The following is a 26612-nucleotide window of genomic DNA, read 5'->3' as shown; positions in this document are numbered from 1 at the left end:
GTATGCAATGGGAAACGTGAAAGATTCAGAGTTTTAATTACTCTTTTTCTCTGTTTTGTTCTGCCAGAAAAACAATACGCCGGGCCATTCCCCGGAAGATAAACAGGTGCGCCGGGATCATCAGCAGCCAGTAGAACAGACCTGGCATGCCGTGCGGATGCCACCAGGCGCGCACGTCCAGCTCCCGGTGGTCGCCTTTGTCCTTGAGCGTAAAGCACAACCGCCCGAGGCCGGGGGCTTTCATGCCAAACAGCAGCGCCAGCTGCTTTTCAGGTTCAACGATAATTACCTTCCAGCTGTCAACGGTATCGCCGGTTTGCAAATATGGCGCGGCCGGACGGCCTTTCGCCAGCTTATGCCCGACGAGCCGATCCATCATCGCCCGGGTTTGCCACAGCGCGTTGCCAAAGAAGTAGCGCTCTTTACCGCCGATCTGGTTCACCACTTCCCACAGGGCGCTGAGGCTGGCGGTGGTTTTCACCGTGCATCCGGCCTGTTTCGGGTAGTAACCATATTCCGGACGCCAGCGGGCGAACGCCTGGGCGTCGTAGCCCCAGTCGCTGGAGTTCACCAGCTTCTCCTCTTCTTTCAGCGTGTTACGAACCGCGTCATCGAAGGGGATCAGCGTTTGCGGGATCAGGTTGCGCAGCGCGCGATCGTCAGCCAGCAGATCGTGTTTCAGCCCCTGGATTAACGCTTTGGCAATGGTCGGCGGCACGGAGGTAATCACATTTAAAAACCACACTGAGATCCAGCGGGTCGGGAAAGGAATGGGGATCAGCGGGCGACGACGGCCACTTACCCGCATAAAATGTTCAAACTGCTGCTGATAGCTCAACACCTCGGGTCCGGCGGCCTCCAGCACCCGGTGCTGCGTGGCCGGGTGGTTGAGAAGCTCCACCATATAGTGCAGCAGGTTCTCCAGCGCAATCGGCGTGGTGCGGGAGCGGACCCAGCGCGGCGGGGTCAGCACCGGCAGGTTATAGACCATATCGCGCATCACTTCGAAGGCGGCAGAACCGGCGCCAACGATGATCCCGGCCCGCAGTTCGGTAAGCGGGATCCCGGCGCTGCGCAGGATATCGGCGGTAAGTTGCCGGGCGCGCAGATGGTCGGACTGCTCATGCGCCGGTGCCTGTAACGAACTGAGAAAGATAATCTGCTTAACCGGGTGTTCCAGCAGCACGTCGCGCACGTTCATCGCCACCTGCCGCTCGTGGGCGATAAAGTCCCCCCCTTCGCCCATGCTGTGTACCAGATAGTAAAGGGTATCCACCCCCTCCAGCAGCGCCGCCAGCGTCTGCGGCCAGTTGAGGTCGATAGCATGGCAGGTGACGTGGGGCAGGGCCTGCTTTTGCAGACGTTCAATGCTGCGTGCCGCAGCCCGGACCTGGTGCCCGTGTGCGCTCAGGGCGGCCACCAGATGTTGACCGATATACCCGCTGGCACCCAGCACCAGAATACGTTGCGGCACGTGGACTCCTTAGCGCTGCAAAAATGCCTGCCAGTGGGCAACCACGTCTGTCAGCTGCTCGCGGTTAACGTCGAGATGCATCACCAGACGCACCACCGGCGAGGCGTTAATCAGCACGCCGCGCGCCTTCATAAACTCGCCTAATGCTGCGGCGTGTTCCTCTCCGACGCGGACAAAGAGCATGTTGGTGTCGTGACGCATCACGTCGGCGCCGATCTCGCGCAGCTGCGCAGCCATCCACGCGGCGTTGTCGTGATCGTCCTTCAGGCGGACTACGTTATTTTTCAGGGCGTACAGACCTGCCGCGGCGAGGATCCCGGCCTGGCGCATGCCGCCGCCGGTCATTTTGCGCCAGCGGTTGGCGCGCTTGATGTAGTCGGCGTTGCCCACCAGCAGGGAGCCCACCGGCGTGCCCAGCCCTTTGGAGAGACAAATGGTGAACGAGTCGCAATATTGCGTAATCGCTTTCAGCTCACAGCCATACTCCACCACGGCGTTGAAGATGCGCGCGCCGTCAACGTGCAGCCCCAGTTTACGCTCGCGGGTAAACTCCCACGCCGCTTTCAGGTAGTCGCGCGGCAGCACTTTGCCGTTATGGGTATTTTCGAGGCTGAGCAGTCTGGTGCGGGCGAAGTGAATGTCGTCGGCTTTGATTTTAGCCGCCACCTTGTCCAGCGGCAAGGTGCCGTCGGGGGCGGCATCGATAGGCTGCGGCTGAATGCTGCCGAGCACCGCCGCGCCGCCCGCTTCGTACAGATAGTTATGCGCTCCCTGGCCGACGATATACTCTTCGCCGCGCTCGCAGTGGCTGAGCAGTGCCACCAGGTTCGCCTGGGTGCCGGTGGGCAGGAACAGCGCAGCCTCGTGGCCGCTCAGTTCGGCGGCATAGCGCTGAAGTTCGTTAACGGTGGGGTCATCGCCATAGACGTCGTCCCCGACCGGTGCGGCCAGCATCTCCTTGAGCATGGCCTGCGTCGGGCGGGTTACGGTATCGCTACGTAAATCAATCATTTCACATCCCTATAGTTTAAAAGGTGATGTGAAATGTTTTACCTGAGCCAGTTGGTTTTTGCCAGCTCCAAAACTTCGTCACCGCGGCCACTGATAATGGCGCGCAGCATATAGAGACTAAAGCCCTTCGCCTGTTCCAGTTTGATCTGCGGCGGAATAGCCAGCTCCTCTTTGGCCACCACCACATCCACCAGCACCGGGCCGTCGGTGGCAAAGGCGCGGCTGAGGGCATCATCCACTTCCGAGGCTTTCTCCACGCGAATACCGGTGATACCGCAGGCTTCGGCGATGGCGGCGAAGTTGGTGTCGTGCAGATCCGTACCGTCGGTCAGATAGCCGCCCGCTTTCATCTCCATCGCCACAAAGCCCAGCACGCTGTTGTTAAAGACGATGATTTTGATCGGCAGTTTCATCTGCGCCACTGAAAGGAAGTCGCCCATCAGCATACTGAAGCCGCCGTCGCCGCACATCGCCACCACCTGACGGTCCGGCGCGGTGGCTTTCGCCCCCAGCGCCTGCGGCATGGCGTTGGCCATTGAGCCGTGGTTAAACGACCCCAGCAGGCGGCGCTTGCCGTTCATTTTCAGGTAACGCGCCGCCCAGACGGTGGGGGTACCCACGTCGCAGGTAAAGATGGCATCCTCGGCGGCGTAACGACTGATCTGCTGGGCCAGATACTGCGGGTGCAGCGCTTTATCGCTGGGTTTCGCCTTGTCATCCAGCCCTTTGCGGGCATCGCGATAATCGCTCAGGGCTTTATCCAGGAAGGTGCGATCGGTCTTCTCCTCCAGCAGCGGCATGAGTGCGCTCAGGGTCGCCTTGATGTCGCCCACCAGCGCCATATCCACTTTACTGTGCGCCCCGATGCTGGCGGGGTTAATGTCGATCTGGATAATTTTGGCGTCGGTGGGGTAAAACGCGCGATAGGGGAACTGGGTCCCGAGCAGCACCAGGGTGTCGGCATTCATCATGGTGTGGAACCCGGAGGAGAAGCCAATTAGCCCGGTCATCCCCACGTCGTAGGGGTTATCGTATTCTACATGCTCTTTCCCGCGCAGGGCGTGAACAATCGGCGCCTTAAGTGTGCCGGCAAATTCCAGCAGCTCCTCGTGGGCTCCGGCGCAGCCGCTGCCGCACATCAGGGCGATGTTGCTGGAGTAGCGCAGCAGCTGGGCCAGTTTTTTCAGCTCCGCGTGGGCGGGCGTCACCACCGGCTGGGGCGCAGGATACCAGTGGGTGCTGGCACTTTCCGGCGCCGCCTGCAGCGCCACGTCGCCTGGCAGCACAATCACCGAAACGCCGCGCTTCAGAATGGCGTTGCGCATCGCCAGGGCCAGCACCTGGGGGATCTGCTCAGGGGAGGAGACCAGTTCACAGTAGTGGCTGCATTCACGGAACAGCTCCTGCGGATGCGTCTCCTGAAAATAGCCGCTGCCAATCTCGCTCGACGGAATGTGCGCGGCGATAGCCAGCACCGGGACATGATTACGGTGACAATCAAACAGACCGTTGATCAGGTGCAGATTGCCAGGCCCGCACGAGCCCGCACAGACCGCCAGCTCTCCGGTCAGCTGAGCTTCGGCCCCGGCGGCGAACGCGGCGACCTCCTCATGGCGGGTCGGCATCCATTCGATGGTGCCCATTCGGTTCAGGCTGTCGCTCAGACCGTTGAGGGAATCCCCGGTAACACCCCAGATCCGTTTTACCCCGGCCTGTTCCAGCATTTTCGCAATATAGTTCGCCACGGTTTGTTTCATGGTAGTCCATCTCCTGAATGTGATAACGCTTTCAAGCTTAGATGAAACTGACCGGCATGCCCGCGGAATCCCCCTTATTAATAGTTGCTTTCACTGTGCAACATTTCGTCATATTGTGGTATGAGTTTAGTTAAAAATGGAGTCAATTCAGATGGTTAAATCATTGTTACTTGCTGTTAATAAAACGCTAACGCACGAAGATTTCGGCAGATTGTTGCTGCGGCTGGCGGTGGGGGGATTGATGCTGTTTCATGGCCTGCATAAGGCTATCGACGGGGTCGGGGGGATTGCAGGCATGCTGGTGGCAAAAGGGCTGCCGGGCTTTATCGCCTGGGGCGTGCTGATGGGGGAAGTGGTGGCGCCGATCCTGATTATTCTCGGCATTCTCACCCGTCCGGCGGCGCTGATATTAGCGTTCACCATGGTGGTGGCGTGGCTGATGGTAGGTACCGGGAAAACCTTCGCGCTGGATGCGGTAGGGGCATGGGCGATTGAGAGTCTGGTCTATTTCTTTGTGGGGGCGCTGGCGGTGGCATTTTTGGGGGCAGGGCGGTTTGCGGTGGTCAGCGATCCGGCGTGGAAGTAATTCCTCTGCAGCGGTAATGCCGGGCGGCACTGCGTTTGCCCGGCCTACGGTTCGCGCTCTTTTGTAGGCCCGGCAAGCGTAGCGCCACCAGGCGTTTTTTCAGGCCAGCACCAGATCCCCCTGCGGATGGCAGGAGCAGGCCAGCACATAGCCTTCCGCCACTTCGGCATCCGTCAGCGTCATGGTGCTGGTAACGGTATAGTTCCCGTCCACCACTTTTGTTTTACAGCAGCCGCACACGCCTGCACGGCAGGCAGCCACCACCGGCACGTTATTGCTCTCCAGCGCCTCCAGCAGCGTGCTGCCCACGCGGCCAAAGAAGGTTTTCGCAGGCTGCAGTTTGGTGATCTTCAACCCGTGGGTGGCGGCTTCCGCGACCGGGGTAAAGAACTGCTCTTTAAAGAAGCGGGTCACGCCCAGGGCCTTCACCTCTTCTTCAACGATCGCCATATAGGGCGCCGGACCACAGGTCATCACCGTGCGGGAGGCGATGTCCGGTACGCTTTGCAGCAGTTCGCGACTCAGGCGACCGGCGACAAACCCCTCTGTAGCGTTGTTTTCCGCCACCAGGGTAACCGGGTAGTGACGCCATTCGTCTGCAAAAATGACATCCTGCGGCGAGCGCACGCTGAAGATCACCGCCACGTCAGCCTGCGGGCGATTCTTCGCCAGCCAGCGCCGCATCGACATCACCGGCGTGACGCCGCAGCCGGCGGCCAGCAGCAGGAATTTATCGTCCGGCTTATCGTCGCAGGTAAAATCTCCCTGCGCGTCAGAGAGCCAGATATAATCCCCACGCTTCACCTCACCTGTCAGCCACTGTGAGCCCGCCCCCTCATCAATGCGACGAACCGTCAGCGTAATGTACTCGCTGATGCCCGGCGTCGAGGAGATCGTGTACGCCCGCAGCGTCTCTGCGGAGTGACGCACGCTGACCAGCGCATACTGCCCGGCACGGTAAGGATAATAGTCGTGGCACAGCAGCGAAATCGTCCAGACATCCGGCGTTTCCTGATGGATGTGGTGCACCTGCATCCGCCATGGGCACTGATGGGTTGGCATCGTCATACTTTTACTCCTTACGCGCTCAGCAGTTGCTTCATATCTTCTTCAACGGTGGTCACGGAACGCAGACCGAACTTCTCGTTGAGAACCGCCAGCAGATCCGGGGTGAAGAAGCCAGGCGCCGTCGGGCCGGTGACGATGTTTTTCACGCCCAGCGAGAGCAGGGTCAGCAGGATCACAATCGCTTTCTGCTCGAACCAGGAGAGCACCAGGGACAGCGGCAGATCGTTTACGCCGCAGCCCAGTTTTTCCGCCAGGGTGACCGCGAGGATGATGGCTGAGTAGGCATCGTTACACTGACCGGCATCGATCAGGCGCGGCAGCCCTTCGATATCCCCGAACTCCAGCTTGTTGAAGCGGTACTTACCGCAGGCCAGGGTCAGGATGAGGCAGTCGTCCGGCACGCTGGTGGCGAAGTCGGTGAAGTAGTTACGTTCCCCGCACGCGCCGTCGCAGCCGCCCACCAGGAAGATATGACGCAGTTTTTCGCGGCTCACCAGATCAATCAGGGAATCTGCCGCACCCAGCAGGGTCTGGCGACCGAAACCGACGGTGATCAGGTGCGGAATTTCGCTGTAGGGGAAGCCCGCCATCTGCTGGGCCTGGGCAATCACCGGACCAAAATCGTCGCCTTCGAGGTGGCTCACGCCCGGCCAGCCGACGATGCTGCGGGTCCAGATGCGGTCATCGTAGGCACCCACCGTCGGGTCGATGATGCAGTTCGAGGTCATCACGATAGGGCCCGGGAAGCGGGCGAATTCCACCTGCTGGTTCTGCCAGCCGCTGCCGTAGTTCCCGATCAGATGTTTGAATTTACGCAGTTCCGGGTAGCCGTGGGCGGGCAGCATCTCGCCGTGGGTGTAGACGTTAACGCCGGTGCCATCGGTCTGCTCCAGCAGGTTGTAGAGATCTTTCAGGTCGTGACCGGAGATCAGGATGCATTTGCCTTCGGTCGCTTTGACGTTGACCTGCGTCGGGGTTGGGTGGCCATATTTGGTGGTTTCACCGGCATCCAGGATGCTCATCACTTTGAAGTTCATCTGGCCGATCTCCATGGAACACGCCAGCAGGGCGTTCATGTCGGAAGGCCAGGTGCCGAGCCACGCCATAATTTTGTGGTACTGGGCGTAGATGTCGTTGTCGTACTGATCCAGAACGTGGGCGTGCTCCATATAGGCCGCGGCACCTTTCAGGCCGTACAGGCAGAGCAGACGCAGGCCGAGAATGTTCTCGCCAATCGCCGCTTTGTCTTTGTTCGGGGTAAATTCAGCCGCCTGGCGCTGCAGATCGCCGAGGTCGTCGCTGACCAGTTGCAGGTCACCCATCGGGTTATCGACCTGGGCGCTGGCATCCACATTCAGGCACTGCGCTTTGAGGGCTTCACGCAGGGCGATGGCTTCGCGGGCGTAGCCCACAATGCGCGGGGAGTCGAAGTTCACGTTAGTCAGGGTAGAGAAAAACGCGCGCGGGGCGAAGTGATCAACGTAGTGGTCGATAATGCCATATTCCCGGGCTTTAACTGCCCAGGCGGATAAACCCTGCAGAGAGGCGATCAGTAAATCCTGCAGATCGGAGGTTTCTGCGGTTTTACCGCACATGCCCTGTGCGTAAGAGCAGCCGTTGCCAGCTGGGGTACGGATGGTTTGTTCACATTGCACACAAAACATAATCACACCTGTTAAAGTTATATTTGATATACATGTTTAAGATTATGCCTGTGGCGATACGGTGGGAAGCGCTTTCTGCCACAAAGTAGAGGGATATTGATTTAGCGCAATTTTGGCGGCAGCAGGCTACCGCCAAAGAAGTATCAGGCTGAGAAGAACGCCATCATGACGGGCACCAGCAGGCTTAAAATAAAGCCGTGAACGATGGCGGCAGGTACCATCTCCAGCCCGCCCGAGCGTTGCAGCACCGGCAGGGTGAAATCCATCGAGGTGGCACCGCACAGCCCCAGCGCCGTGGAACGACTGCGGCGCACCAGACCGGGGATCAGCATGATGGCGATCAGCTCGCGCCCCAGATCGTTAAAGAAGGCGGCGCTGCCAATGACCGGACCGAAAGACTCGGTTAACAGAATGCCGGAAAGCGAGTACCAGCCAAAACCGGAGGCCATCGCCAGGGCGGTATTCAGCGGCAGGTCGAGAATAAAGGCGTTAATCACCCCGCCAATCAGCGAACTGCCCACCACCACCACCGCCACTATCATGCCGCGACGGTTGAGAACGATCTGTTTTAGGGTCATGCCATTATTTCGCAGCTGAATACCAATAAGGAACAGCAGGAAGATCAGGGTATATTCACTGGCCTCGGTGGCGTGTTGTAAAAAAGAGAATCCTGTCAGCCCCAGCAGAAAACCGAGCACCACCACGCCGCATAATTTTAATGACTCCAGCGCCATGGCAATGCGTGAAGGCAATTTTTCCTGATGGTGATGGTTTTTCCACGGAATAGCGCGCTCCAGCCAGAACAGGGCCGCGATATTACAGAGCAAAATAACGGCCATCGTAATAATGGAGTAGTGCAGGATAGAGAGCAGATTGGTGGCAAGATTATCGAGGAAGGCGAGGCTGATCCCCATAAAAAAGAGAATGACGTAGACAATTCCGCTCAAAAGTCGGTTGATCAGTTTTAACGCTGACAGCTGATGAAGAGGAATGAGATAGCCCACGATCAGTGGGAGCAGAATGATTAAGAGTCCTGAAAACATGAACAACCGGTCCTGTATATGAGTGGCGCTGTGACACTACCCAATTCAGACGGTTCAGTAAAGGTGAAAACAGTGCCGGGCGGCGCTTCGCTTGCCCGGCCTACGAAATGCTGTCCCGTAGGCCGGGTAAGGCGAAGCCATCACCCGGCGCCACAACGCGCGCACGCTTAATCGCGTTTTTCCAGCAGGGTGCGGTACAGCACGCCGCCAATAATACCGCCGATAATCGGCATCACCCAGAACAGCCACAGCTGTTGCAGCGCCCAGCCGCCCTGGAAGATGGCTACCGCTGTGCTGCGCGCCGGGTTAACAGAGGTGTTGGTCACCGGAATGCTGATCAGGTGGATCAGGGTCAGCGCCAGGCCAATCGCAATCGGCGCGAAACCGGCCGGGGCGTGCTTGTCCGTTGCGCCGTGGATCACCAGCAGGAAGCCCGCAGTCAGCACAATTTCAATCACGATGGCAGAGAGCATGGAGAAACCGCCCGGGGAGTGTTCGCCAAAGCCGTTTGAGGCAAAGCCGCTGGCCGCAGCATCAAAGCCCGCTTTACCGCTGGCAATAACATACAAAATAGCGGCAGCAATAATTCCGCCAATGACCTGGGCAATAATATAGCCAGCAACCTCTTTTGCCGGAAAACGGCCGCCGGCCCACAATCCTAAAGTTACCGCCGGGTTAAAGTGACCGCCGGAAATATGCCCCACGGCATATGCCATCGTTAAAACCGTTAAACCAAAGGCCAGCGAAACGCCGATAAAACCAATTCCCAGTTCCGGGAACCCTGCTGCCAGGACGGCGCTACCGCAGCCACCAAATACCAACCAGAATGTCCCAAAACATTCCGCTGCTAATTTTCTGAACATAACCACCTCAAAGAAAAAATGAGCGCAATCCTGCGCCATTGTTATTTATCGCCAAAACAAGCGACGATTTTTAAAACGCCACTATTCTAAAAATGAATATTCCCTCTCACCAGTTAAATAAATACGGTAAGTTTGATGTAGGGCAATGTGTTGCGCTTCCTTGCTAAATTATGGCGAGTAAAGCAGAGTTACATTTTCGGCAGCAAGAGTATGCGGCGGAAATCGTTATTACAAATGAAACTGTCTGGTTAAATTCTTAATTTTCCCTTCTGGCAATCATTATTCCGCCGACGATGGAGTGTCCGTCCGGGCCCGCTGGCGTTATACTCCTGATAACTTAAAGGAAAAAGTTCATTTCTCCCGGAGGGTACATGTTGCTAGAGCGTGTGGAAATCGTGGGGTTTCGCGGCATTAACCGTCTGTCGCTGATGCTTGAGCACAACAACGTGCTGATCGGAGAAAACGCCTGGGGTAAATCGAGCCTGCTGGACGCCCTGACGTTGCTGCTATCGCCGGAATCCAGTCTGTACCATTTTGTCCGGGAAGATTTCTGGTTCCCCCCCGGGGATCTGCAGGGGCGTGAACACCATCTGCATATTATCCTTACCTTTCGTGAAAGCGAGCCGGGGCGCCATCGCGTTCGCCGCTATCGTCCTCTTGCCGATTGCTGGGTGCCCTGTGATGATGGCTATCGGCGCATTTTTTATCGTCTGGAGGGTGAGCTTGCCACTGATGACAGTGTGCTGACCCTGCGCGGTTTTCTCGATACTGACGGCCAGGTCCTGCCGCTGGAGGATATCGACGAACGGGCGCGCCATCTGGTCCGTCTGATGCCGGTGCTGCGCCTGCGTGATGCCCGCTTTATGCGCCGCATCCGCAACGGTACCGTCCCCGACATGCCTGATGTGGAGGTCACCGCCCGGGAGCTGGACTATCTGGCCCGGGAACTGGTCGCCCGCCCGCAAAACCTGACCGACGGCCAGATCCGCCAGGGGCTGTCGGCAATGGTACAGCTGCTGGAGCACTACTTCTCCGAACAGGGCACCTCCCCGGTGCGCAACCGGCTGATGCGGCGGCGCTCCCATGACGAGCAACGCAGCTGGCGTTATCTCGATATCATCAACCGGATGATCGACCGTCCCGGCGGCCGCTCGCACCGGGTGATCCTGCTGGGGCTGTTCTCCACGTTGTTGCAGGCCAAAGGCACCGTCCGGCTGGACCGGGATGCCCGTCCGCTGCTGCTGGTGGAAGATCCCGAGACGCGCCTGCACCCAATCATGCTCTCGGTGGCCTGGCACCTGCTGAATCTGCTGCCGTTGCAGCGCATCACCACCACCAACTCCGGCGAACTGCTGTCGCTAACCCCGGTCGAGCACGTCTGCCGTCTGGTGCGTGAGTCGTCGCGCGTCTCGGCTTACCGCCTGGGTCCGGGGGGCATGAATGCGGAAGACAGTCGCCGTATCGCCTTCCATATTCGCTTCAACCGCGCCTCCTCGCTGTTTGCCCGCTGCTGGCTGCTGGTGGAAGGGGAGACCGAAACCTGGGTGATTAACGAGCTGGCCCGTCAGTGTGGGCACCACTTTGATGCCGAGGGCATCAAAGTGATCGAGTTTGCCCAGTCAGGCCTGAAACCGCTGATTAAATTTGCCCGGCGGATGGGCATCGAATGGCATGTGCTGGTGGATGGTGACGAAGCGGGTAAGAAATATGCCGCGACCGTGCGCGGGCTGATCAATAACGATCGGGAGGAGGAGCGCGAGCACCTGACGGCGCTGCCCGCCATGGACATGGAACACTTCATGTACCGGCAGGGCTTTGCCGATGTCTTTCACCGGGTGGCGATGATCCCGCACGACGTCCCGATGAACATGCGGCGGGTGATCATGAAGGCCATTCACCGTTCCTCGAAACCCGATCTGGCGATTGAGGTGGCGATGGAGGCTGGTCGTCGCGGCGTGGAGGCGGTGCCCACGCTGTTGCGGAAGATGTTCTCCCGCGTGCTGTGGCTGGCACGCGGGAGGGCGGACTAGCGGCGGGTCGCCTGGTTGACCTGATCGATCAGGCTGTCCAGCAGGGTAAACCGGCGGCGGTACTCGGCGCGTTTTTTGCTGGCGATCTCCTCCATCGGTTTGCGCGGCATGGCGAGCGGCAGCCTGAAGTTGCCCTCGCTGTCGCGCTCCCCGCCCAGCGACAGCCAGAAACTGTCGTAGTCGGCCAGCAGTTTCCCCTCTTTTTTCTTGCGATAGCGCCAGCTGCGATAAATATGGGTGCTGTTGCTGACGGCGATAATCTGCTCCACGGCCAGGGCGCTGCCGAGCGTCATGGCGGCTTCCACCAGTAGGCGTTTCGGGAACAGGCCGTGACAGGCTTTGGTGGCGCTCTGGATCGCCTCGTGCGGCACAAAGGCTTTTGCCCCCTGCATCCCGCCGATAAACAGCGTCGGGGTGCCGTTAACCTGACACAGCGTAAAGGTCATCTCCGCCAGCACCGTCTGCTGTTCATCGCAAAACGCCAGCGTCGCTTCGCCCTCTTTATCGAGAAAAGCATCGGCGCACAGACGCAGGGTAAAGGCGCGATCGTCTTTGCCGGTCAGGGTCAGTAACGTTACTCCCTCCCGGGAGAGATAGCCGTTCATCAGCGCGGCCGGGAGCCGGCTCTGCAGGGTCTGATAGTGCCAGTTCAGCGCCTGGAGCGTTTGCTGGCGATTCATCGCCACCGAGAGCCACGGGCGATGCAGGCGGCAGGGCAGTCCCGGCTGGGCCTGTAACAGTTGCAGCAGTTGCGGCTGTTTTGTCAGGCTTGCCAGCAGACGTGCGGTGCTGAACGGCGTCATCAGCGAGCGCAGCATAAACTTGCGGCGATAGGCCGGATTACGCCAGGCAAGGCCGGGGGTTAATGTCCCGGAGGCCAGATGCTGAAATAGCTGCCAGGCTGATTTAGGTTGCTGCTGATGTGAATAAGATGACTCTGCGATGGAGGACATAATAGATCCCGGTCTTGTTGCCAGGCCTTTATTTCAGCAGGGGTTTTATCAACCTCTCCTCAACAACTTTCACGCGCCACGAAAAGCAGGGGTTTCGTTGAGGCGCGGTTTAGTTAGAATCAACAGTTATGTAAGCCGGAATTGCTATTTGGAATATTTATGAACTTAAAGGGAAAGCGCAGGAAGCTGTTTCTGCTGCTGGTGCTGATTGTACTGGTGGGTGGATTCTGGCTGTGGCGGGTGCTAAACGCACCGGTGCCGCAATATCAGACATTGATTGTCCGTCCGGGCGAGTTGCAGCAGAGCGTGCTGGCGACCGGCAAACTGGACGCGCTACGCAAGGTTGACGTGGGTGCCCAGGTCAGCGGCCAGTTGAAGACCCTATCGGTGGAGATTGGCGACAAGGTGAAAAAAGGGCAACTGCTGGGGGTTATCGACCCGGAGCAGGCCGAAAACCAGATCAAAGAGGTGGAAGCGACGCTGATGGAGCTGCGCGCCCAGCGCAGCCAGGCGGAAGCGGAGCGTAAGCTCGCCCAGGTGACCCTGAACCGTCAGCGGCAGCTGGCGACCACCCAGGCGATCTCGCAGCAGGATCTGGATACCTCGACCACCGAGCTGGCGGTGAAGCAGGCGCAGATTGGTACCATCGATGCGCAGATCAAACGCAACCAGGCCTCGCTGGACAGTGCCAAAACTAACCTCGAGTACACCCGCATCGTTGCACCGATGGCCGGGGAAGTGACGCAGATTACGACCCTGCAGGGACAGACGGTTATCGCCGCCCAGCAGGCGCCGAACATCCTGACCCTGGCGGATATGGGTACCATGCTGGTGAAGGCGCAGGTTTCGGAAGCGGATGTGATCCACCTGAAGCCGGGGCAAAAAGCCTGGTTTACCGTGCTGGGGGACCCGCAAACCCGCTATGAAGGGGTGCTGAAGGATATTCTCCCGACGCCGGAGAAGGTCAACGACGCCATTTTCTATCACGCCCGGTTTGAAGTCCCCAACCCGCAGGGGGTGTTGCGCCTGGACATGACCGCCCAGGTGCATATTCAGCTCTCCGGGGTGAAAAACGTGCTGACCATTCCGCTGGCGGCGCTGGGCCAACCGGTAGGAGATAACCGCTATAACGTGAAGGTGCTGCGTAACGGTGAAATCCGCGAGCGTGAGGTGAGTCTCGGCTCGCGCAACGACACCGATGTGGTGGTGGTGAAAGGGCTGGAAGAGGGTGAAGAGGTGGTCATCAGCGAGAGCCAGCCAGGGGCGGCGAAATGACCGCCCTGCTGGAGCTGAATGATATCCGCCGCAGCTACCCCTCCGGCGACGGGCCGGTGGAGGTGCTGAAGGGCATCACCCTGCAGGTAGAGGCGGGGGAGATGGTGGCGATTGTCGGCGCGTCAGGCTCCGGTAAATCGACGCTGATGAATATTCTTGGCTGTCTGGATAAACCTACCAGCGGCACCTATCGCGTGGCGGGCACCGACGTCGCCACGCTGGACAGCGACGCGCTGGCCAAACTGCGTCGGGAACATTTCGGCTTTATCTTCCAGCGTTACCATCTGCTTTCGCATCTGAGCGCGGCGCAAAACGTCGAGGTGCCCGCGGTCTATGCTGGCGTAGAGCGCAAAAAACGTCTTGAGCGGGCGCAGGCGCTGCTTACCCGGCTGGGGCTGGGGGAGCGGGTGGATTATCAGCCGTCGCAGCTTTCCGGCGGCCAGCAGCAGCGGGTGAGTATCGCCCGGGCGCTGATGAACGGCGGCCAGGTGATCCTGGCGGATGAACCGACCGGGGCGCTGGACAGCCACTCCGGGGAAGAGGTGATGGCAATCCTGCACCAGCTGCGGGATCAGGGGCACACGGTGATTATTGTCACCCACGATCCGGAGGTGGCCTCCCAGGCCGGACGCATTGTCGAGATCCGCGACGGCGAGCTGGTCAGTAATCCGCCGCCCGCCCTCAATGCCACCCGGCGTCAGGAGGTGGCGTTACCGCCGCCGTCGGGCTGGCGGCAGTTTGCCAGCAGCTTTCGCGAAGCGCTGACCATGGCCTGGCTGGCGATGGCCGCCAACAAAATGCGCACCCTGCTGACCATGCTTGGGATCATCATCGGCATCGCCTCGGTGGTGTCGATTGTGGTGGTGGGCGACGCGGCCAAACAGCTGGTGCTGTCGGATATCCGCTCCATCGGCACCAATACCATTGACGTCTATCCCGGCAAAGATTTTGGCGATGATGAGCCGCAGTACCAGCAGGCGCTGAAGTATGACGATCTCACGGCCATTAAGAAGCAGCCGTGGGTTAACTCCGCCACCCCGGCGGTGTCCCAGAGCCTGCGTCTGCGCTATGCCAATATCGATGTGGCGGCCAGCGCCAACGGCGTCAGCGGCGACTATTTCAACGTCTACGGTATGACCTTCAGCGAAGGGGGCACCTTCAATGCAGAGCAGCTTGCAGGGCGGGCGCAGGTGGTGGTGCTCGACAGCAACGCCCGGCGACAGCTATTCCCCAATAAAGCGAAGGTGGTGGGCGAGATCGTGCTGGTGGGGAATATGCCCGCAACGGTGATTGGCGTGGCGGAGGAGAAGCAGTCGATGTTTGGCAGCAGCAAGATTTTGCGCGTCTGGCTGCCTTACACCACCATCTCCGGGCGCATTATGGGGCAGTCGTGGCTTAACTCCATCACCGTCCGGGTGAAAGAGGGTTACGACAGCGCCCAGGCAGAGCAACAGCTTGAGCGCCTGTTGACCCTGCGCCACGGGAAGAAAGATTTCTTCACCTGGAACATGGACGGGCTCTTGAAAACGGCGGAAAAGACCACACGTACTCTTCAGCTCTTCCTCACGCTGGTGGCGATCATCTCCCTGCTGGTCGGGGGGATCGGGGTAATGAATATCATGCTGGTGTCGGTGACGGAGCGGACGCGTGAAATCGGCATCAGGATGGCGGTGGGCGCCCGGGCCAGCGATGTGCTGCAACAGTTTTTGATTGAAGCGGTGCTGGTCTGTCTGGTGGGCGGTGCGCTGGGGATTACGCTCTCGCTGCTCATCGCCTTTACGCTGCAGCTGTTTTTACCCGGCTGGGAAATTGGTTTTTCACCGATGGCGCTGCTAACTGCCTTCCTCTGTTCTACCTTTACCGGGGTACTGTTTGGCTGGTTGCCGGCCAGAAACGCCGCGCGATTAGATCCGGTGGATGCGTTAGCCCGGGAGTGAATCTGTTGCCGGGTGGCGGCTACGCCTTACCCGGCCTACGAAATCCGTAGGCCCGCGCAAGCGCAGCGCCGCCGGGCAGCAGACCGCACGGCAGCCCACAATGATTTGTAGGCCCGCGCAAGCGCAGCGCCGCCGGGCAGCAGACCGCACGGCAGCCCACAAATAAAAATGCCAGCGCGTCGGGCTGGCATTTTGAGTGCGGGGTGTACACAATGAAACAGAGGGCTATGCCACCACTTCTGCTTCGATGGGCACAATAACGCTGGCATGATTGCCTTTTGGCCCAAGGTGTACATCGAACCGGACGGCCTGCCCGGCTTTCAGCGTTCTGTATCCATCCATCTGAATGGTGGAGTAATGTGCGAAAATGTCTTCGCCGCCGCCTTCAGGGCAGATAAAACCAAACCCTTTGGCGTTGTTGAACCACTTAACTGTACCCGTTTCCATGCTTCGACATCCTTCGTAAATCTTATTGAGTTAGATGTAATGAACCGGTGGTGAAGTGGGGGCTGTTCAAAACCTCGCCAACTCACGCCTGTTCAATTTAGATAAACCAAAGGGATCGTCAAGCCTTTGCCGGGTAAGGAAGGTGAAAAATGCGTCAAAATTTGAAGCAGTTAACGCTATTGAACGGTATTGTGACAGACATCGCGGATGGCAATAATAGATATAGGTTATCTGACATCTAAGGTAGATTCAGGTTATGTATAGCCTCCCGTCAGCATCACTGAGACACGCGACCGGAGACCGTAAACGAAGATGACGACTGACAATGGGTAAGACGAACGACTGGCTCGATTTCGATAAGTTGGCGGAAGATGAAGTGCGCGACGCGCTAAAACCGCCATCTATGTATAAAGTTATGTTAATGAACGATGATTACACGCCGATGGAATTTGTTATTGACGTGCTACAAAAGTTCTTTTCTTATGATGTTGAACGTGCAACGCAACTGATGCTTACGGTTCACTATCATGGCAAAGCCATCTGCGGTGTCTATACCGCTGAAGTCGCCGAAACCAAGGTGGCAATGGTGAACCAGTATGCAAGGGAGAACGAGCATCCGTTGCTGTGTACGCTGGAAAAAGCCTGAATAAGGCAATGAAAATTGGGGGAGGTGCCTATGCTCAATCAAGAACTGGAACTCAGTTTAAACATGGCTTTCGCCAGAGCGCGTGAGCACCGACATGAGTTTATGACGGTCGAGCACCTGCTGCTTGCACTGCTCAGTAACCCATCCGCCCGCGAAGCGCTTGAAGCCTGCTCCGTGGATCTGGTGGCGCTGCGTCAGGAACTTGAAGCCTTCATCGAACAGACCACACCTGTACTGCCCGTCAGTGAAGAGGAGCGCGACACGCAACCGACGCTCAGCTTCCAGCGTGTACTCCAGCGTGCGGTATTTCACGTCCAGTCCTCCGGACGTAGCGAAGTCACCGGTGCAAACGTGCTGGTTGCCATCTTCAGCGAGCAGGAGTCGCAAGCCGCCTACCTGCTGCGCAAACACGAAGTCAGCCGCCTCGATGTGGTGAACTTTATCTCTCACGGAACGCGCAAAGACGAATCGAATCCGTCTTCGGATTCCAGCCATCAGGTCAACAGCGAAGAGCAGGCAGGCGGGGAGGAACGTATGGAAAACTTCACCACCAATCTTAACCAGCTTGCCCGTGTTGGCGGTATCGACCCGCTGATAGGCCGCGATAAAGAGCTGGAACGGGCGATTCAGGTGCTGTGCCGCCGCCGCAAGAATAACCCACTGCTGGTGGGGGAGTCTGGCGTCGGTAAAACCGCCATTGCCGAAGGGCTGGCCTGGCGCATCGTGCAGGGCGACGTCCCGGAAGTGATCGCCGACTGCACCATCTATTCGCTGGATATCGGTTCCCTGTTGGCCGGCACCAAATACCGCGGTGATTTTGAAAAACGTTTCAAAGCGCTGCTGAAACAGCTGGAGCAGGATACCAACAGCATCCTGTTTATCGACGAGATCCATACCATCATCGGCGCCGGTGCGGCATCGGGTGGTCAGGTGGATGCCGCTAACCTGATTAAACCGCTGCTCTCCAGCGGCAAGATCCGGGTAATGGGTTCAACCACCTATCAGGAGTTCAGCAATATTTTCGAAAAAGATCGTGCCCTGGCGCGTCGCTTCCAGAAAATCGATATTACTGAACCGTCGGTAGAAGAAACGGTGCAGATCATCAACGGCCTGAAGCCGAAGTACGAGGCGCACCATGATGTGCGTTATACCGCGAAAGCGGTGCGTGCGGCGGTGGAGCTGGCGGTGAAATACATTAACGATCGCCACCTGCCGGATAAAGCGATTGATGTGATCGACGAAGCGGGCGCGCGTGCGCGTCTGATGCCGGTCAGCAAGCGTAAGAAAACGGTCAACGTGGCGGATATCGAATCCGTGGTGGCCCGCATCGCGCGTATCCCTGAGAAGAGTGTTTCTCAGAGCGACCGCGATACGCTGAAAAACCTTGGCGATCGCCTGAAAATGCTGGTCTTTGGGCAGGATAAAGCCATTGAGGCCTTAACCGAAGCCATTAAGATGGCCCGCGCCGGGCTGGGGCATGAGCACAAACCTGTCGGTTCTTTCCTGTTCGCCGGCCCGACCGGGGTGGGGAAAACCGAGGTGACGGTTCAGCTCTCCAAAGCGCTGGGCATCGAGCTACTGCGCTTCGATATGTCCGAGTATATGGAGCGCCACACCGTCAGCCGTCTGATCGGTGCGCCTCCAGGCTATGTGGGCTTTGACCAGGGCGGCCTGCTCACCGACGCGGTGATCAAGCATCCGCACGCGGTACTGCTGCTCGATGAGATCGAGAAAGCGCACCCGGACGTGTTCAACATCCTGCTGCAGGTGATGGATAACGGGACGCTGACCGATAACAACGGGCGCAAGGCGGACTTCCGCAACGTAGTGCTGGTGATGACCACCAACGCCGGGGTGCGTGAAACCGAGCGTAAATCCATCGGCCTGATCCACCAGGATAACAGCACCGATGCGATGGAAGAGATCAAGAAGGTCTTTACGCCGGAGTTCCGTAACCGTCTGGACAACATTATCTGGTTCGATCATCTCTCTACCGAGGTGATTCATCAGGTGGTGGATAAGTTCATCGTCGAGCTGCAGGTTCAGCTGGATCAGAAAGGGGTCTCTCTGGAAGTGAGTCAGGAAGCCCGCAACTGGCTGGCAGAGAAAGGCTACGATCGTGCGATGGGTGCCCGTCCGATGGCGCGTGTGATTCAGGACAACCTGAAGAAACCGTTGGCTAACGAGCTGCTGTTTGGTTCGCTTGTGGACGGCGGCCAGGTGACAGTGGCGCTGGATCAGGCGAAGAATGAGCTGACGTATGATTTCCAGAGTGCGGCGAAACATAAGCCGGAGGCGGCTCACTAACGCTGTTATGTGATGATAAAAACCGGGCAAATGCCCGGTTTTTTTTATGGTTTTTTAGTCGTTGTAGGCCCGTGCAAGCGCAGCGCCGCAGGGCGATGCACGGTGGGTGAGAACATGTGGCGGCTGTGATGGTTCCGTTCACCTTGCGTTCGCTGCTTCTCTGTAAACCACGTCACCGGTGAACGTGTCAGGGGGGCTCGCCGCCGCCCCCTGACCACCCCGGCTCCCGGCCAGGAAAATCGCCGCTTCGCGGTCCCCTCGGCTTTTTCCCTTCGGCTTTCGGGTCGGGCCATGCGCCCCGCCCCGGCCTGCGGTCAACGCCTCAGCGATTTTCAGCCGGACCAGGGTGCCGCTGTGAGTAGAGGGTCTGTCTCTGGCTTTTGTGTTGCTGTAGGGGGGGATGAAAATTTTGCGAGGCGTTATCCAGAATTTAATTATGGGTATTGCTGGATAAAACCACAGTAATAGAATGGCGATGCACCTGCAAAATCAGGTGCCAGGATTGGCGTCCTGAACAAACTTCGGAAATGATGTTGCATGCGCAACATTAGCGGTTTCGTTCACTCTTTTGAAAGCTGCGGATATAATCCGCATGCTCAGATTATGGTGGGCTGGGCCAGGGCTTCTTTGAAGCGCCGATTTTTCCGAGGGTAGTCGGTACGCCAACCTGGTTCAGTCCACCGCCTGAGTTGGCGTTCGGGTGGTCAGCAAAAAATTACTTTCGGAGATTATGATTATGGATAATAACACCATCACCCAGCTTTACAGCGAACTTGAACTAAGCAACCCCGATCTCTCCACCCTTGCCGCGCGCTGCAACCTGCTCACCGAAATCCTGGTCGATTGCGACTCGCTGCCGCAAACGCAGCCTGTCTGCCGCTGCCTGGCGGCCTACCTTGATGCATTCAGCGCTGAGCTGGCAAAATCCATGACCGATTTTCGCGTGCTGGATGAGAACGACATCCCGCCCGTGCACAAACAGGAGTGGCTGCTGGACAGCACCGAAGCCCAGTGCGATTACTGCCGGGCCTTAAACCATGTGCTGCTGGTGTCGCATTTCGACCGCGAGATGCTCCCGCACCTTACCGGGCTGCTGCATGATATTGCGCATACCATGCTGGCGGATCTGACCGTAGTGCGTATCCACTGATACGGGCGGGGCATAAAAAAAGGCCGGGATAACCCGGCCTTTATTATTCTTTGTACGCCATTGCAGGCGAAATACTCTTAGCGACTACGGAAGACAATGCGGCCTTTGCTCAGGTCGTACGGGGTCAGCTCAACAGTCACTTTGTCGCCCGTCAGAATACGGATATAGTTCTTACGCATTTTACCGGAGATATGCGCGGTAACGACGTGACCGTTTTCCAGTTCTACGCGAAACATGGTGTTAGGCAACGTTTCCAGAACGGTACCCTGCATTTCAATATTGTCTTCTTTGGCCATCTAATCCTCTGGGGTATCACTACCAAGTTTTGAACCGGCAAGATAATGCCGAAATTCCTCAATTAAGTAAAGATTTGTGCGTTTAAAACGCAACAAAGCAGTTTCAGCGTATTGCCCGGACGTCACGGTTCAACCGTACGAAAAGCGCATACGTAAAGGGGAGGTGGCAGGATAAACGATAGGGCGTTATCGGATGCGAACTATTCCCAAACGGCGGCGGGGCAACAGGCAGAACCTACTCTGCGGCAGAATTATAGCACCTTGAGGAAAAATATGCGGAAAACATTTATCCCTGAGGCGTAAATAACGTCGTCGGCACCCAGAAATTTTGCGGTAATTTTTGCATGCGCAGGGTCGCCAGCTGCGCCAGATATTCATGGCGCGAGATCTCCACGACACCCAGAGAGGCGGTATGTTCGTTCAGCACCTGGCAGTCAACTAACTTGCCGCCGCTACAGGCAAAGCGTTCGCAGAAGACCAGCAACGCGGTTTTCGAGGCGTTAACCGCGCGGCTGAACATCGACTCGCCGCAAAACAGCGTGCCCTGCGCCACGCCGTACATGCCGCCCACCAGTTCATCCTTATCATCCCATACCTCAATCGAATGGGCGTAGCCCAGCTCGTGCAGGCGATGGTAGGCGACGATCACCTCGGGCGTGATCCAGGTTCCTTCAAAGCGATCGCTGGCGCAGCCCTCGATCACCTGACCAAACGCATGGTTGAGGGTGACGCGATAAGGGGAGCGAGCGTGAAAACGCTTCATGCTGCGGCTGATATGAAACTCCGCAGGCCAGAGAACGGCGCGGGGGTCGGGCGACCACCATAAGATGGGATCGCCGGGAGAGAACCACGGAAAAATCCCCCGCTGGTAGGCCATCAGTAAACGCGACGGACTCAGATCGCCGCCCAGGGCCAGCAAACCATTAGGTTCACGCAGCGCCCCTTCCGGAGAAGGGAACGCAAGAGAGTGACGAGAGAGCTGGACCAGGCGCATGACAACAAAACTCCAGTACGCAAAGTGGGGATCGGTTCAAATATAGACTACAGACGTTGTTTGAACTGGTAGTAGCGGCCCTGTTTTGCCAACAGTTCAGCGTGATTACCTTGCTCAATAATTTGTCCGTTGTCCATCACAATAATTTGATCGAAATCCGCCAGGCCGCGCAGACGGTGCGTCACCATCAGCACGGTTTTGTCCTGCATCTCTTTTTTCAGTAAATCAAGGATTTGCCGCTCGGTAGTGGCGTCCAGCCCTTCGGTTGGCTCATCCAGCAGCATCAGCGGCGCATTGTGAAGCAGCGCACGCGCAATGGCCAGGCGGCGCAGCTCGCCGCCGGATAACTGACGGCCACCTTCGCCAAGCCAGCTGTTGAGCCCTTCATCTTCCAGTAGCTTGTGCAGACCTACTTTTTCCAGCATCCCGCGTAATGCTTCATCGGCAGCGCCGGGCGCGGCTAACAGCAGGTTATCGCGCAGGGTGGCGCTGAAAAGATGAACCCGCTGGGGCACCACGCTTACCTTTTTGCGCAGCGCAGTCTCGCTCATCTGCACCAGAGGCGTGTCGTTAAACAGGATCTGACCCTGCGCCGGGTCCCATGCTCTGGTCAGCAGCTGCAGCAGTGTCGATTTACCGCAGCCTGTGCGACCCAGCACCGCCACATGGGCGCCCGCGGGGATCGTCAGGTTAATGTGGTCCAGCGCGGGCTGCGCCTGACCTTCATAGGCAAAACTGACATCCGAAAGGCACAGGGCCAGCTGCTCAGGGACCGCTGATGCGGTCGTACTGAACTGCACTTCCGGCTGCTGGCCGGTAATCTGGGTGATACGCAGCGCGGAGGCCACCACCTGGCCCAGGTGCTGAAAGGCACCGGTCACCGGCGCCAGGGCTTCAAACGCCGCCAGCGCACAGAAGACAAACAGGGCGATTAACGGGCCTGGCTGCGCGTTATCGCCCACGCCGCCGGAAGCCATCCACAGCATCGCCATGACTGCGCCTCCGCCAATTAACAGCATCAGCGCCTGGGAGAGGGCCGTGAGTTCCGACTGTTTGCGCTGGGCTTCGTGCCAGTTCAGCTCGGTATTTTCCATCTGCGCGCGGTAGCGGCGGCTGGCACCAAAGATCGTCAGCTCCGCCTGACCCTGTAGCCAGCCCGTCAGCTGCTGGCGATACTCGCCCCGCAGACGCGTCAGCTTTTCACCGGTCGGTTTTCCGGCGCGGTAAAACAGCGGGGGTAAGATAAAGAGCGTTGCGAGCATGATCCCGCCGAGCACCAGCGCAATGTGAACGTCCAGCAGGCACAGCCCCAGGGTGACCACCACAATGACCACCAGGGCGCCCACCAGCGGAGAGATCACGCGCAAATAGAGGTGATCGAGGGTATCCACGTCGGCGACGACGCGGTTAAGCAGTTCCCCCTGGCGATAGCGTGCCAGTCCGGCAGGGGAGAGGGGGAGCAGCTTGCTGAAGGTGGTAACGCGCAGGTGTTGCAGCACGCGGAAGGTCGCGTCATGGCTGACCAGACGTTCAAAGTAGCGCCCGGCGGTACGGGTGATGGCCGTACCGCGCACCCCGGCGGCGGGCAACATATAGTTGAAGCTGTAGAGCCCGGCAAAACCGGCGACCGCCGAGGCAGAGAGGAACCAGCCGGAGAGCGTCAACAGGCCGATACTCGCCAGCAGGGTGACGATCGCCAGCACCACGCCCAGCGTCAACATCCATTTGTGGCGCATATAAAGCGCCAGATAAGGCAGTAAAGCGCGCATCAAATCTCCTCCTGACGGTTTGCCAGCAGGGCCGCAAACGGCCCCTGTGCCGCCGCGAGCGTGGCGTAATCGCCCTGCTCAACAAGCTGACCATTGTCCATGACCCAGATCTGATCCCACCGGGAGATGCCCACCAGCTGGTGCGTCACCATCAGCGTGGTTTGCTGCTGCGAGGCGGCATCCAGCGCCATCATCACACGCTGTTCACTGTGCGCATCCAGGCTGGCGGCAGGCTCATCCAGAAGTAAAAGCTGACACGGGTTAAGCAGGGCGCGGGCCACGGCAATGCGCTGCGCCTGGCCGACGGAAAGCCCCGCCGACTGATCGCCCACCACCGTGTCCACGCCGTTCGGCAGCAGGGGCAGGAATTCGCTAACCCAGGCACGGTCGAGCACCGACTGCAGCTCCTCTTCGCTGGCATCCGGGCGCGCCAGCAGCACGTTTTCCCGCAGCGTGGCCGCAGGGAGCTGCGGGTTCTGTCCTACCCAGCTTAAGTGGGTGCGCCACTCGTCAGGATCGAGCGCTGAGAGCTCGGCCTGGTTGATCCGCAGCGAGCCGCTGTAGGCCATAAAGCCAGATAATGCATTCAGCAGGGAGCTTTTACCGGAGCCGCTGGTGCCAACCAGCACCACGCGCTGGCCTGCCGCGAGGGTGAAGGTTAATGGCCCCGCCAGCACCTTACCTTCCGGCGACAGTACGCAGAAATTCTCTGCTTCAATACTGACTGGTCGGGTGGTGTTCAGGGTCACGTCGCCACGCTGCGGATGAGCCAGCGGCGTTTCAAGGAAGGTTTTCAGGCTGTCGGCGGCGCCCACGGCCTGCGCTTTCGCATGATAGAAAGTGCCCAGATCGCGCAGCGGCTGGAAAAATTCCGGCGCCAGAATTAACGCCAGAAAGCCTGCAAAAAGGGTCACGGCGGTACCGTAATGACCGAAATCAAGGGCGCCCAGGTAGGAGAAACCGAAATAGACGGCAACCAGCGCAATCGACAGTGAGGTGAAGAACTCCAGCACCCCGGAGGATAAAAATGCCAGGCGTAACACTTCCATGGTGCGCTGACGGAAATCCTGGGAGGCGTGGCGGATGTTGTCGGTTTCGGCTTCACCGCGACCAAAAATACGCAGCGTTTCCATGCCGCGCAGACGGTCAAGGAAGTGGCCGCTGAGACGTCCGAGCGCCAGGAAATTGCGGCGGTTGGCGTCGGCAGCCCCCATACCGACCATCGCCATAAAGAGCGGGATCAGCGGGGCGGTACCCAGCAGGATCAGCGCGGCGACCCAGTTATAAGGAAAAATCGCGAGCACGATCAGCAGGGGAACGAAAGCCGCCAGCGCCATCTGGGGCAGATAGCGGGCGTAGTAGTCGTGCATGTCATCGATCTGTTCGAGGATCAGCGTCGCCCAGCTTCCGGCGGGCTTGCCCTGGATCCAGGCAGGTCCGGCCTCCTGTAGCCTGTCCAGCACCTGGCGGCGAATTTCATAGCGAATGTTCTGCCCGGCGTGGAAGCCCACGCGCTCGCGCAACCAGACCACCCAGGCACGCAGAATAAAGACCAGAATCAACACAATGAAAGGCAGTAACAGCGCCTCGCGCGGGATATTTTCCATAATCATATGGTTAAGAATGCGGGCCAGAAGCCATGCCTGGCAGACAATCAACAGTCCGCTGATAAACCCTAAAAGACGGGAAATATTCAGCCAGCGGCGGGAAATAACGCTTTGCTTTTTCAGCCAGCGAGTTAACTCTTGTTGACGGGTTTTTTCCATTGCGTGCTTTGCAGGTGATGTTATTAGGTATTGGGCACGGCAATGTTACAACGCAGAGACGATAAAGGCGACTTATCGCCGCCTTTTTTACGTTTGTTGCTGATTTGTAAAAATTATTTACTCTGATCGGCCAGTCCGTCGAGATATCGTTCTGCATCCAGCGCGGCCATACAACCGGTGCCCGCAGAGGTGATCGCCTGACGATAAATGTGGTCCATCACGTCGCCCGCAGCGAACACGCCCGGGATGCTGGTCTGGGTAGCGTTGCCGTGAATACCTGACTGCACTTTGATGTAGCCGTTCTCCAGCTCAAGCTGGCCGTCGAAGATAGCGGTGTTCGGGCTGTGGCCGATGGCAACAAACAGACCTGCCACTTCCAGCGTTTCAACGTTGTCAGTGTTCTGGGTGTCACGGATACGCAGGCCCGCCACGCCCATCTGATCGCCGGTCACTTCTTCCAGCGTGCGGTGGGTGTGCAGCACGATGTTGCCGCTGGCCACTTTGTCCATCAGACGTTTGATCAGGATCTTTTCCGCGCGGAAAGTATCACGGCGGTGAATGAGGTGCACTTCAGAGGCGATATTCGCCAGATAGAGTGCCTCTTCAACCGCGGTATTGCCACCGCCGATGACCGCCACCTTCTGGTTGCGATAGAAGAAACCGTCGCAGGTTGCACAGGCAGATACGCCGCGACCTTTGAACTCCTCTTCTGAAGGCAGACCCAGATAGCGGGCAGAGGCGCCGGTAGCGATGATCAGCGCGTCGCAGGTGTACTCCGCGTTGTCACCGGTCAGGCGGAACGGACGGTTTTGCAGATCGACCTTGTTGATGTGGTCAAAAATGATTTCGGTATCAAATTTGGCGGCATGCTCGTGCATGCGCTCCATCAGCAGCGGCCCGGTCAGGCCTTCAGGATCGCCTGGCCAGTTTTCTACTTCGGTGGTGGTGGTCAGCTGACCGCCTTTTTCCATGCCCGTAATCAGTACCGGTTGCAGGTTAGCGCGTGCAGCGTAGACCGCTGCGGTGTATCCCGCAGGTCCAGAACCAAGAATTAGCAGCTTACTGTGTTTGGCCGTGCCCATGAGATCCTCATTGTTGTTGGCAGACATTTTCCTGGATTGTAGGGAATTTGTTGGCGTAAAAAAAGGGCGCAGCGATTTTGTTAACGATGTGTGTGATAGAAAGGGCCAATCAACGAGAGGTAAGAAAAGGTGATTTTATAACAATAATCATAGGTAATCGGTCGAAACGACGGCGATAAAATGAGGATTAATCGCCGGACGTAATGAATATCCGGCATGTTGTACTAAAAATCGATGTTTTGCTTTGACAATCCCCTGCGCTTTTGCGAAAACATTCAAGGAAGAAAAAAAATGGTCTTTGTGTAACGCATAGTCATGCACAAAATCACCATTTTTACCGGGTCAGCGAAATCTACGCATGGTGTGGACAGATGCCATACGTGATGTTGATGGCCGCCTCTGGGCAACGGTCTTCATACCACATAACCCCAATCGGATCGCGCAAACTATAAAACAGGCGATGCGATTAACCGCGGGGAAAGACTCTGAACAGT

Annotated in this window: 21 protein-coding genes; 7 read left to right on the top strand and 14 right to left on the bottom strand. The window is 58.1% G+C overall.

The window, feature by feature from the left end:
- Positions 1-37 precede the first annotated feature (37 nt).
- The 3 genes from ACT3IC_RS01780 to poxB are packed head-to-tail and all read right to left on the bottom strand — an operon-like array spanning position 38 to position 4242.
- Complete coding sequence (locus ACT3IC_RS01780) at positions 38-1474, bottom strand: SDR family oxidoreductase (RefSeq protein WP_159339218.1); 1437 nt, start codon at positions 1472-1474, stop codon at positions 38-40.
- Positions 1475-1483: 9 nt separating this feature from the next.
- A complete protein-coding gene (gene ltaE, locus ACT3IC_RS01775; protein ID WP_159339217.1) occupies positions 1484-2485 on the bottom strand; it encodes a low-specificity L-threonine aldolase in 1002 nt (333 codons plus the stop codon).
- Between the two features lie 38 nt (positions 2486-2523).
- On the bottom strand, positions 2524-4242 hold the full coding sequence (poxB, locus tag ACT3IC_RS01770; RefSeq protein ID WP_159339216.1) for a ubiquinone-dependent pyruvate dehydrogenase: 1719 nt from the start codon (positions 4240-4242) through the stop codon (positions 2524-2526).
- Between the two features lie 151 nt (positions 4243-4393).
- Here poxB and ACT3IC_RS01765 point away from each other — a divergent pair, with 151 nt between their 5' ends.
- Positions 4394-4828, top strand: a complete 435-nt coding sequence (locus tag ACT3IC_RS01765; RefSeq protein ID WP_156654197.1) for a DoxX family protein — start codon at positions 4394-4396, stop codon at positions 4826-4828.
- A gap of 99 nt (positions 4829-4927) precedes the next feature.
- On the opposite strand, the gene hcr is transcribed toward ACT3IC_RS01765, so the two are convergent.
- From hcr to aqpZ, 4 genes are all read right to left on the bottom strand, one after another.
- Positions 4928-5896, bottom strand: a complete 969-nt coding sequence (hcr, locus tag ACT3IC_RS01760) for an NADH oxidoreductase (RefSeq protein ID WP_159339215.1) — start codon at positions 5894-5896, stop codon at positions 4928-4930.
- A gap of 11 nt (positions 5897-5907) precedes the next feature.
- Positions 5908-7560, bottom strand: coding sequence for a hydroxylamine reductase (gene hcp / locus ACT3IC_RS01755; protein WP_473475964.1), 1653 nt, complete (start codon positions 7558-7560; stop codon positions 5908-5910).
- A gap of 143 nt (positions 7561-7703) precedes the next feature.
- A complete protein-coding gene (locus tag ACT3IC_RS01750) occupies positions 7704-8603 on the bottom strand; it encodes a LysO family transporter (RefSeq protein WP_103178895.1) in 900 nt (299 codons plus the stop codon).
- Positions 8604-8770: 167 nt separating this feature from the next.
- Positions 8771-9466, bottom strand: a complete 696-nt coding sequence (gene aqpZ / locus ACT3IC_RS01745) for an aquaporin Z (RefSeq protein WP_473475960.1) — start codon at positions 9464-9466, stop codon at positions 8771-8773.
- A 371-nt stretch (positions 9467-9837) separates the two neighbouring features.
- Here aqpZ and ACT3IC_RS01740 point away from each other — a divergent pair, with 371 nt between their 5' ends.
- The gene (locus ACT3IC_RS01740) at positions 9838-11496 is read left to right on the top strand and encodes an ATP-dependent endonuclease (protein ID WP_473475957.1); all 1659 of its coding nucleotides are present in this window, start codon (positions 9838-9840) and stop codon (positions 11494-11496) included.
- Here the strand turns inward: ACT3IC_RS01740 and ACT3IC_RS01735 are convergent.
- A complete protein-coding gene (locus ACT3IC_RS01735) occupies positions 11493-12449 on the bottom strand; it encodes a VirK/YbjX family protein (RefSeq protein ID WP_103178897.1) in 957 nt (318 codons plus the stop codon). The genes ACT3IC_RS01740 and ACT3IC_RS01735 overlap by 4 nt on opposite strands.
- 159 nt (positions 12450-12608) lie before the next feature.
- On the opposite strand from ACT3IC_RS01735, the gene macA reads away from it, so the two are divergent.
- Entirely contained in the window at positions 12609-13724 is a 1116-nt protein-coding gene (gene macA, locus ACT3IC_RS01730; protein WP_103178898.1) for a macrolide transporter subunit MacA, read from the top strand.
- Positions 13721-15661: a macrolide ABC transporter ATP-binding protein/permease MacB gene (gene macB / locus ACT3IC_RS01725; RefSeq protein WP_420193111.1), complete on the top strand. Its 1941-nt coding sequence runs from the start codon at positions 13721-13723 to the stop codon at positions 15659-15661. The genes macA and macB overlap by 4 nt, the downstream gene beginning before the upstream one ends.
- A gap of 225 nt (positions 15662-15886) precedes the next feature.
- On the opposite strand, the gene cspD is transcribed toward macB, so the two are convergent.
- Complete coding sequence (gene cspD, locus ACT3IC_RS01720) at positions 15887-16108, bottom strand: cold shock-like protein CspD (RefSeq protein ID WP_032617324.1); 222 nt, start codon at positions 16106-16108, stop codon at positions 15887-15889.
- A 325-nt stretch (positions 16109-16433) separates the two neighbouring features.
- Between cspD and clpS the strand changes: the two genes are divergently transcribed.
- The 3 genes from clpS to ACT3IC_RS01705 all read left to right on the top strand — a co-directional run bounded on the left by clpS (position 16434) and on the right by ACT3IC_RS01705 (position 20211).
- Positions 16434-16754, top strand: coding sequence for an ATP-dependent Clp protease adapter ClpS (gene clpS, locus ACT3IC_RS01715; protein ID WP_103178900.1), 321 nt, complete (start codon positions 16434-16436; stop codon positions 16752-16754).
- Positions 16755-16784: 30 nt separating this feature from the next.
- Positions 16785-19061, top strand: coding sequence for an ATP-dependent Clp protease ATP-binding subunit ClpA (gene clpA / locus ACT3IC_RS01710; RefSeq protein ID WP_263951040.1), 2277 nt, complete (start codon positions 16785-16787; stop codon positions 19059-19061).
- A 736-nt stretch (positions 19062-19797) separates the two neighbouring features.
- The gene (locus ACT3IC_RS01705; RefSeq protein ID WP_420193110.1) at positions 19798-20211 is read left to right on the top strand and encodes a hypothetical protein; all 414 of its coding nucleotides are present in this window, start codon (positions 19798-19800) and stop codon (positions 20209-20211) included.
- Between the two features lie 77 nt (positions 20212-20288).
- Here the strand turns inward: ACT3IC_RS01705 and infA are convergent, their stop codons facing one another.
- The 5 genes from infA to trxB form a co-directional block, all read right to left on the bottom strand.
- Positions 20289-20507 carry a translation initiation factor IF-1 gene (infA, locus tag ACT3IC_RS01700; protein ID WP_001040187.1) on the bottom strand — a complete coding sequence of 73 codons (219 nt, stop codon included), beginning with the start codon at positions 20505-20507 and terminating at the stop codon, positions 20289-20291.
- Between the two features lie 286 nt (positions 20508-20793).
- Entirely contained in the window at positions 20794-21501 is a 708-nt protein-coding gene (gene aat / locus ACT3IC_RS01695) for a leucyl/phenylalanyl-tRNA--protein transferase (RefSeq protein ID WP_156654202.1), read from the bottom strand.
- Positions 21502-21548: 47 nt separating this feature from the next.
- Positions 21549-23270 carry a heme ABC transporter ATP-binding protein/permease CydC gene (gene cydC, locus ACT3IC_RS01690; protein ID WP_473475950.1) on the bottom strand — a complete coding sequence of 574 codons (1722 nt, stop codon included), beginning with the start codon at positions 23268-23270 and terminating at the stop codon, positions 21549-21551.
- On the bottom strand, positions 23270-25036 hold the full coding sequence (gene cydD, locus ACT3IC_RS01685) for a heme ABC transporter permease/ATP-binding protein CydD (protein ID WP_473475947.1): 1767 nt from the start codon (positions 25034-25036) through the stop codon (positions 23270-23272). Before cydD ends, cydC begins: the two co-directional genes overlap by 1 nt.
- Positions 25037-25149: 113 nt before the next feature.
- Entirely contained in the window at positions 25150-26118 is a 969-nt protein-coding gene (trxB, locus tag ACT3IC_RS01680) for a thioredoxin-disulfide reductase (RefSeq protein WP_103178905.1), read from the bottom strand.
- Positions 26119-26612 lie beyond the last annotated feature (494 nt).

It is taken from the genome of Leclercia sp. GHBNCSD (assembly GCF_055805075.1).
This window is presented reverse-complemented; position numbering and strand designations above follow the sequence as displayed.

Bases quoted from the DNA above. Each gene is read 5' to 3' on its own strand.
- cydC (WP_473475950.1), bottom strand. From the start codon at position 23,270: ATGCGCGCTTTACTGCCTTATCTGGCGCTTTATATGCGCCACAAATGG.
- macA (WP_103178898.1), top strand. From the start codon at position 12,609: ATGAACTTAAAGGGAAAGCGCAGGAAGCTGTTTCTGCTGCTGGTGCTG.
- trxB (WP_103178905.1), bottom strand. From the start codon at position 26,118: ATGGGCACGGCCAAACACAGTAAGCTGCTAATTCTTGGTTCTGGACCT.
- ACT3IC_RS01735 (WP_103178897.1), bottom strand. From the start codon at position 12,449: ATGTCCTCCATCGCAGAGTCATCTTATTCACATCAGCAGCAACCTAAA.
- clpS (WP_103178900.1), top strand. From the start codon at position 16,434: ATGGGTAAGACGAACGACTGGCTCGATTTCGATAAGTTGGCGGAAGAT.
- infA (WP_001040187.1), bottom strand. From the start codon at position 20,507: ATGGCCAAAGAAGACAATATTGAAATGCAGGGTACCGTTCTGGAAACG.
- poxB (WP_159339216.1), bottom strand. From the start codon at position 4,242: ATGAAACAAACCGTGGCGAACTATATTGCGAAAATGCTGGAACAGGCC.
- hcp (WP_473475964.1), bottom strand. From the start codon at position 7,560: ATGTTTTGTGTGCAATGTGAACAAACCATCCGTACCCCAGCTGGCAAC.
- cspD (WP_032617324.1), bottom strand. From the start codon at position 16,108: ATGGAAACGGGTACAGTTAAGTGGTTCAACAACGCCAAAGGGTTTGGT.
- hcr (WP_159339215.1), bottom strand. From the start codon at position 5,896: ATGACGATGCCAACCCATCAGTGCCCATGGCGGATGCAGGTGCACCAC.
- aqpZ (WP_473475960.1), bottom strand. From the start codon at position 9,466: ATGTTCAGAAAATTAGCAGCGGAATGTTTTGGGACATTCTGGTTGGTA.
- ltaE (WP_159339217.1), bottom strand. From the start codon at position 2,485: ATGATTGATTTACGTAGCGATACCGTAACCCGCCCGACGCAGGCCATG.
- ACT3IC_RS01765 (WP_156654197.1), top strand. From the start codon at position 4,394: ATGGTTAAATCATTGTTACTTGCTGTTAATAAAACGCTAACGCACGAA.
- clpA (WP_263951040.1), top strand. From the start codon at position 16,785: ATGCTCAATCAAGAACTGGAACTCAGTTTAAACATGGCTTTCGCCAGA.
- ACT3IC_RS01750 (WP_103178895.1), bottom strand. From the start codon at position 8,603: ATGTTTTCAGGACTCTTAATCATTCTGCTCCCACTGATCGTGGGCTAT.
- macB (WP_420193111.1), top strand. From the start codon at position 13,721: ATGACCGCCCTGCTGGAGCTGAATGATATCCGCCGCAGCTACCCCTCC.
- ACT3IC_RS01740 (WP_473475957.1), top strand. From the start codon at position 9,838: ATGTTGCTAGAGCGTGTGGAAATCGTGGGGTTTCGCGGCATTAACCGT.
- aat (WP_156654202.1), bottom strand. From the start codon at position 21,501: ATGCGCCTGGTCCAGCTCTCTCGTCACTCTCTTGCGTTCCCTTCTCCG.
- ACT3IC_RS01705 (WP_420193110.1), top strand. From the start codon at position 19,798: ATGGATAATAACACCATCACCCAGCTTTACAGCGAACTTGAACTAAGC.
- cydD (WP_473475947.1), bottom strand. From the start codon at position 25,036: ATGGAAAAAACCCGTCAACAAGAGTTAACTCGCTGGCTGAAAAAGCAA.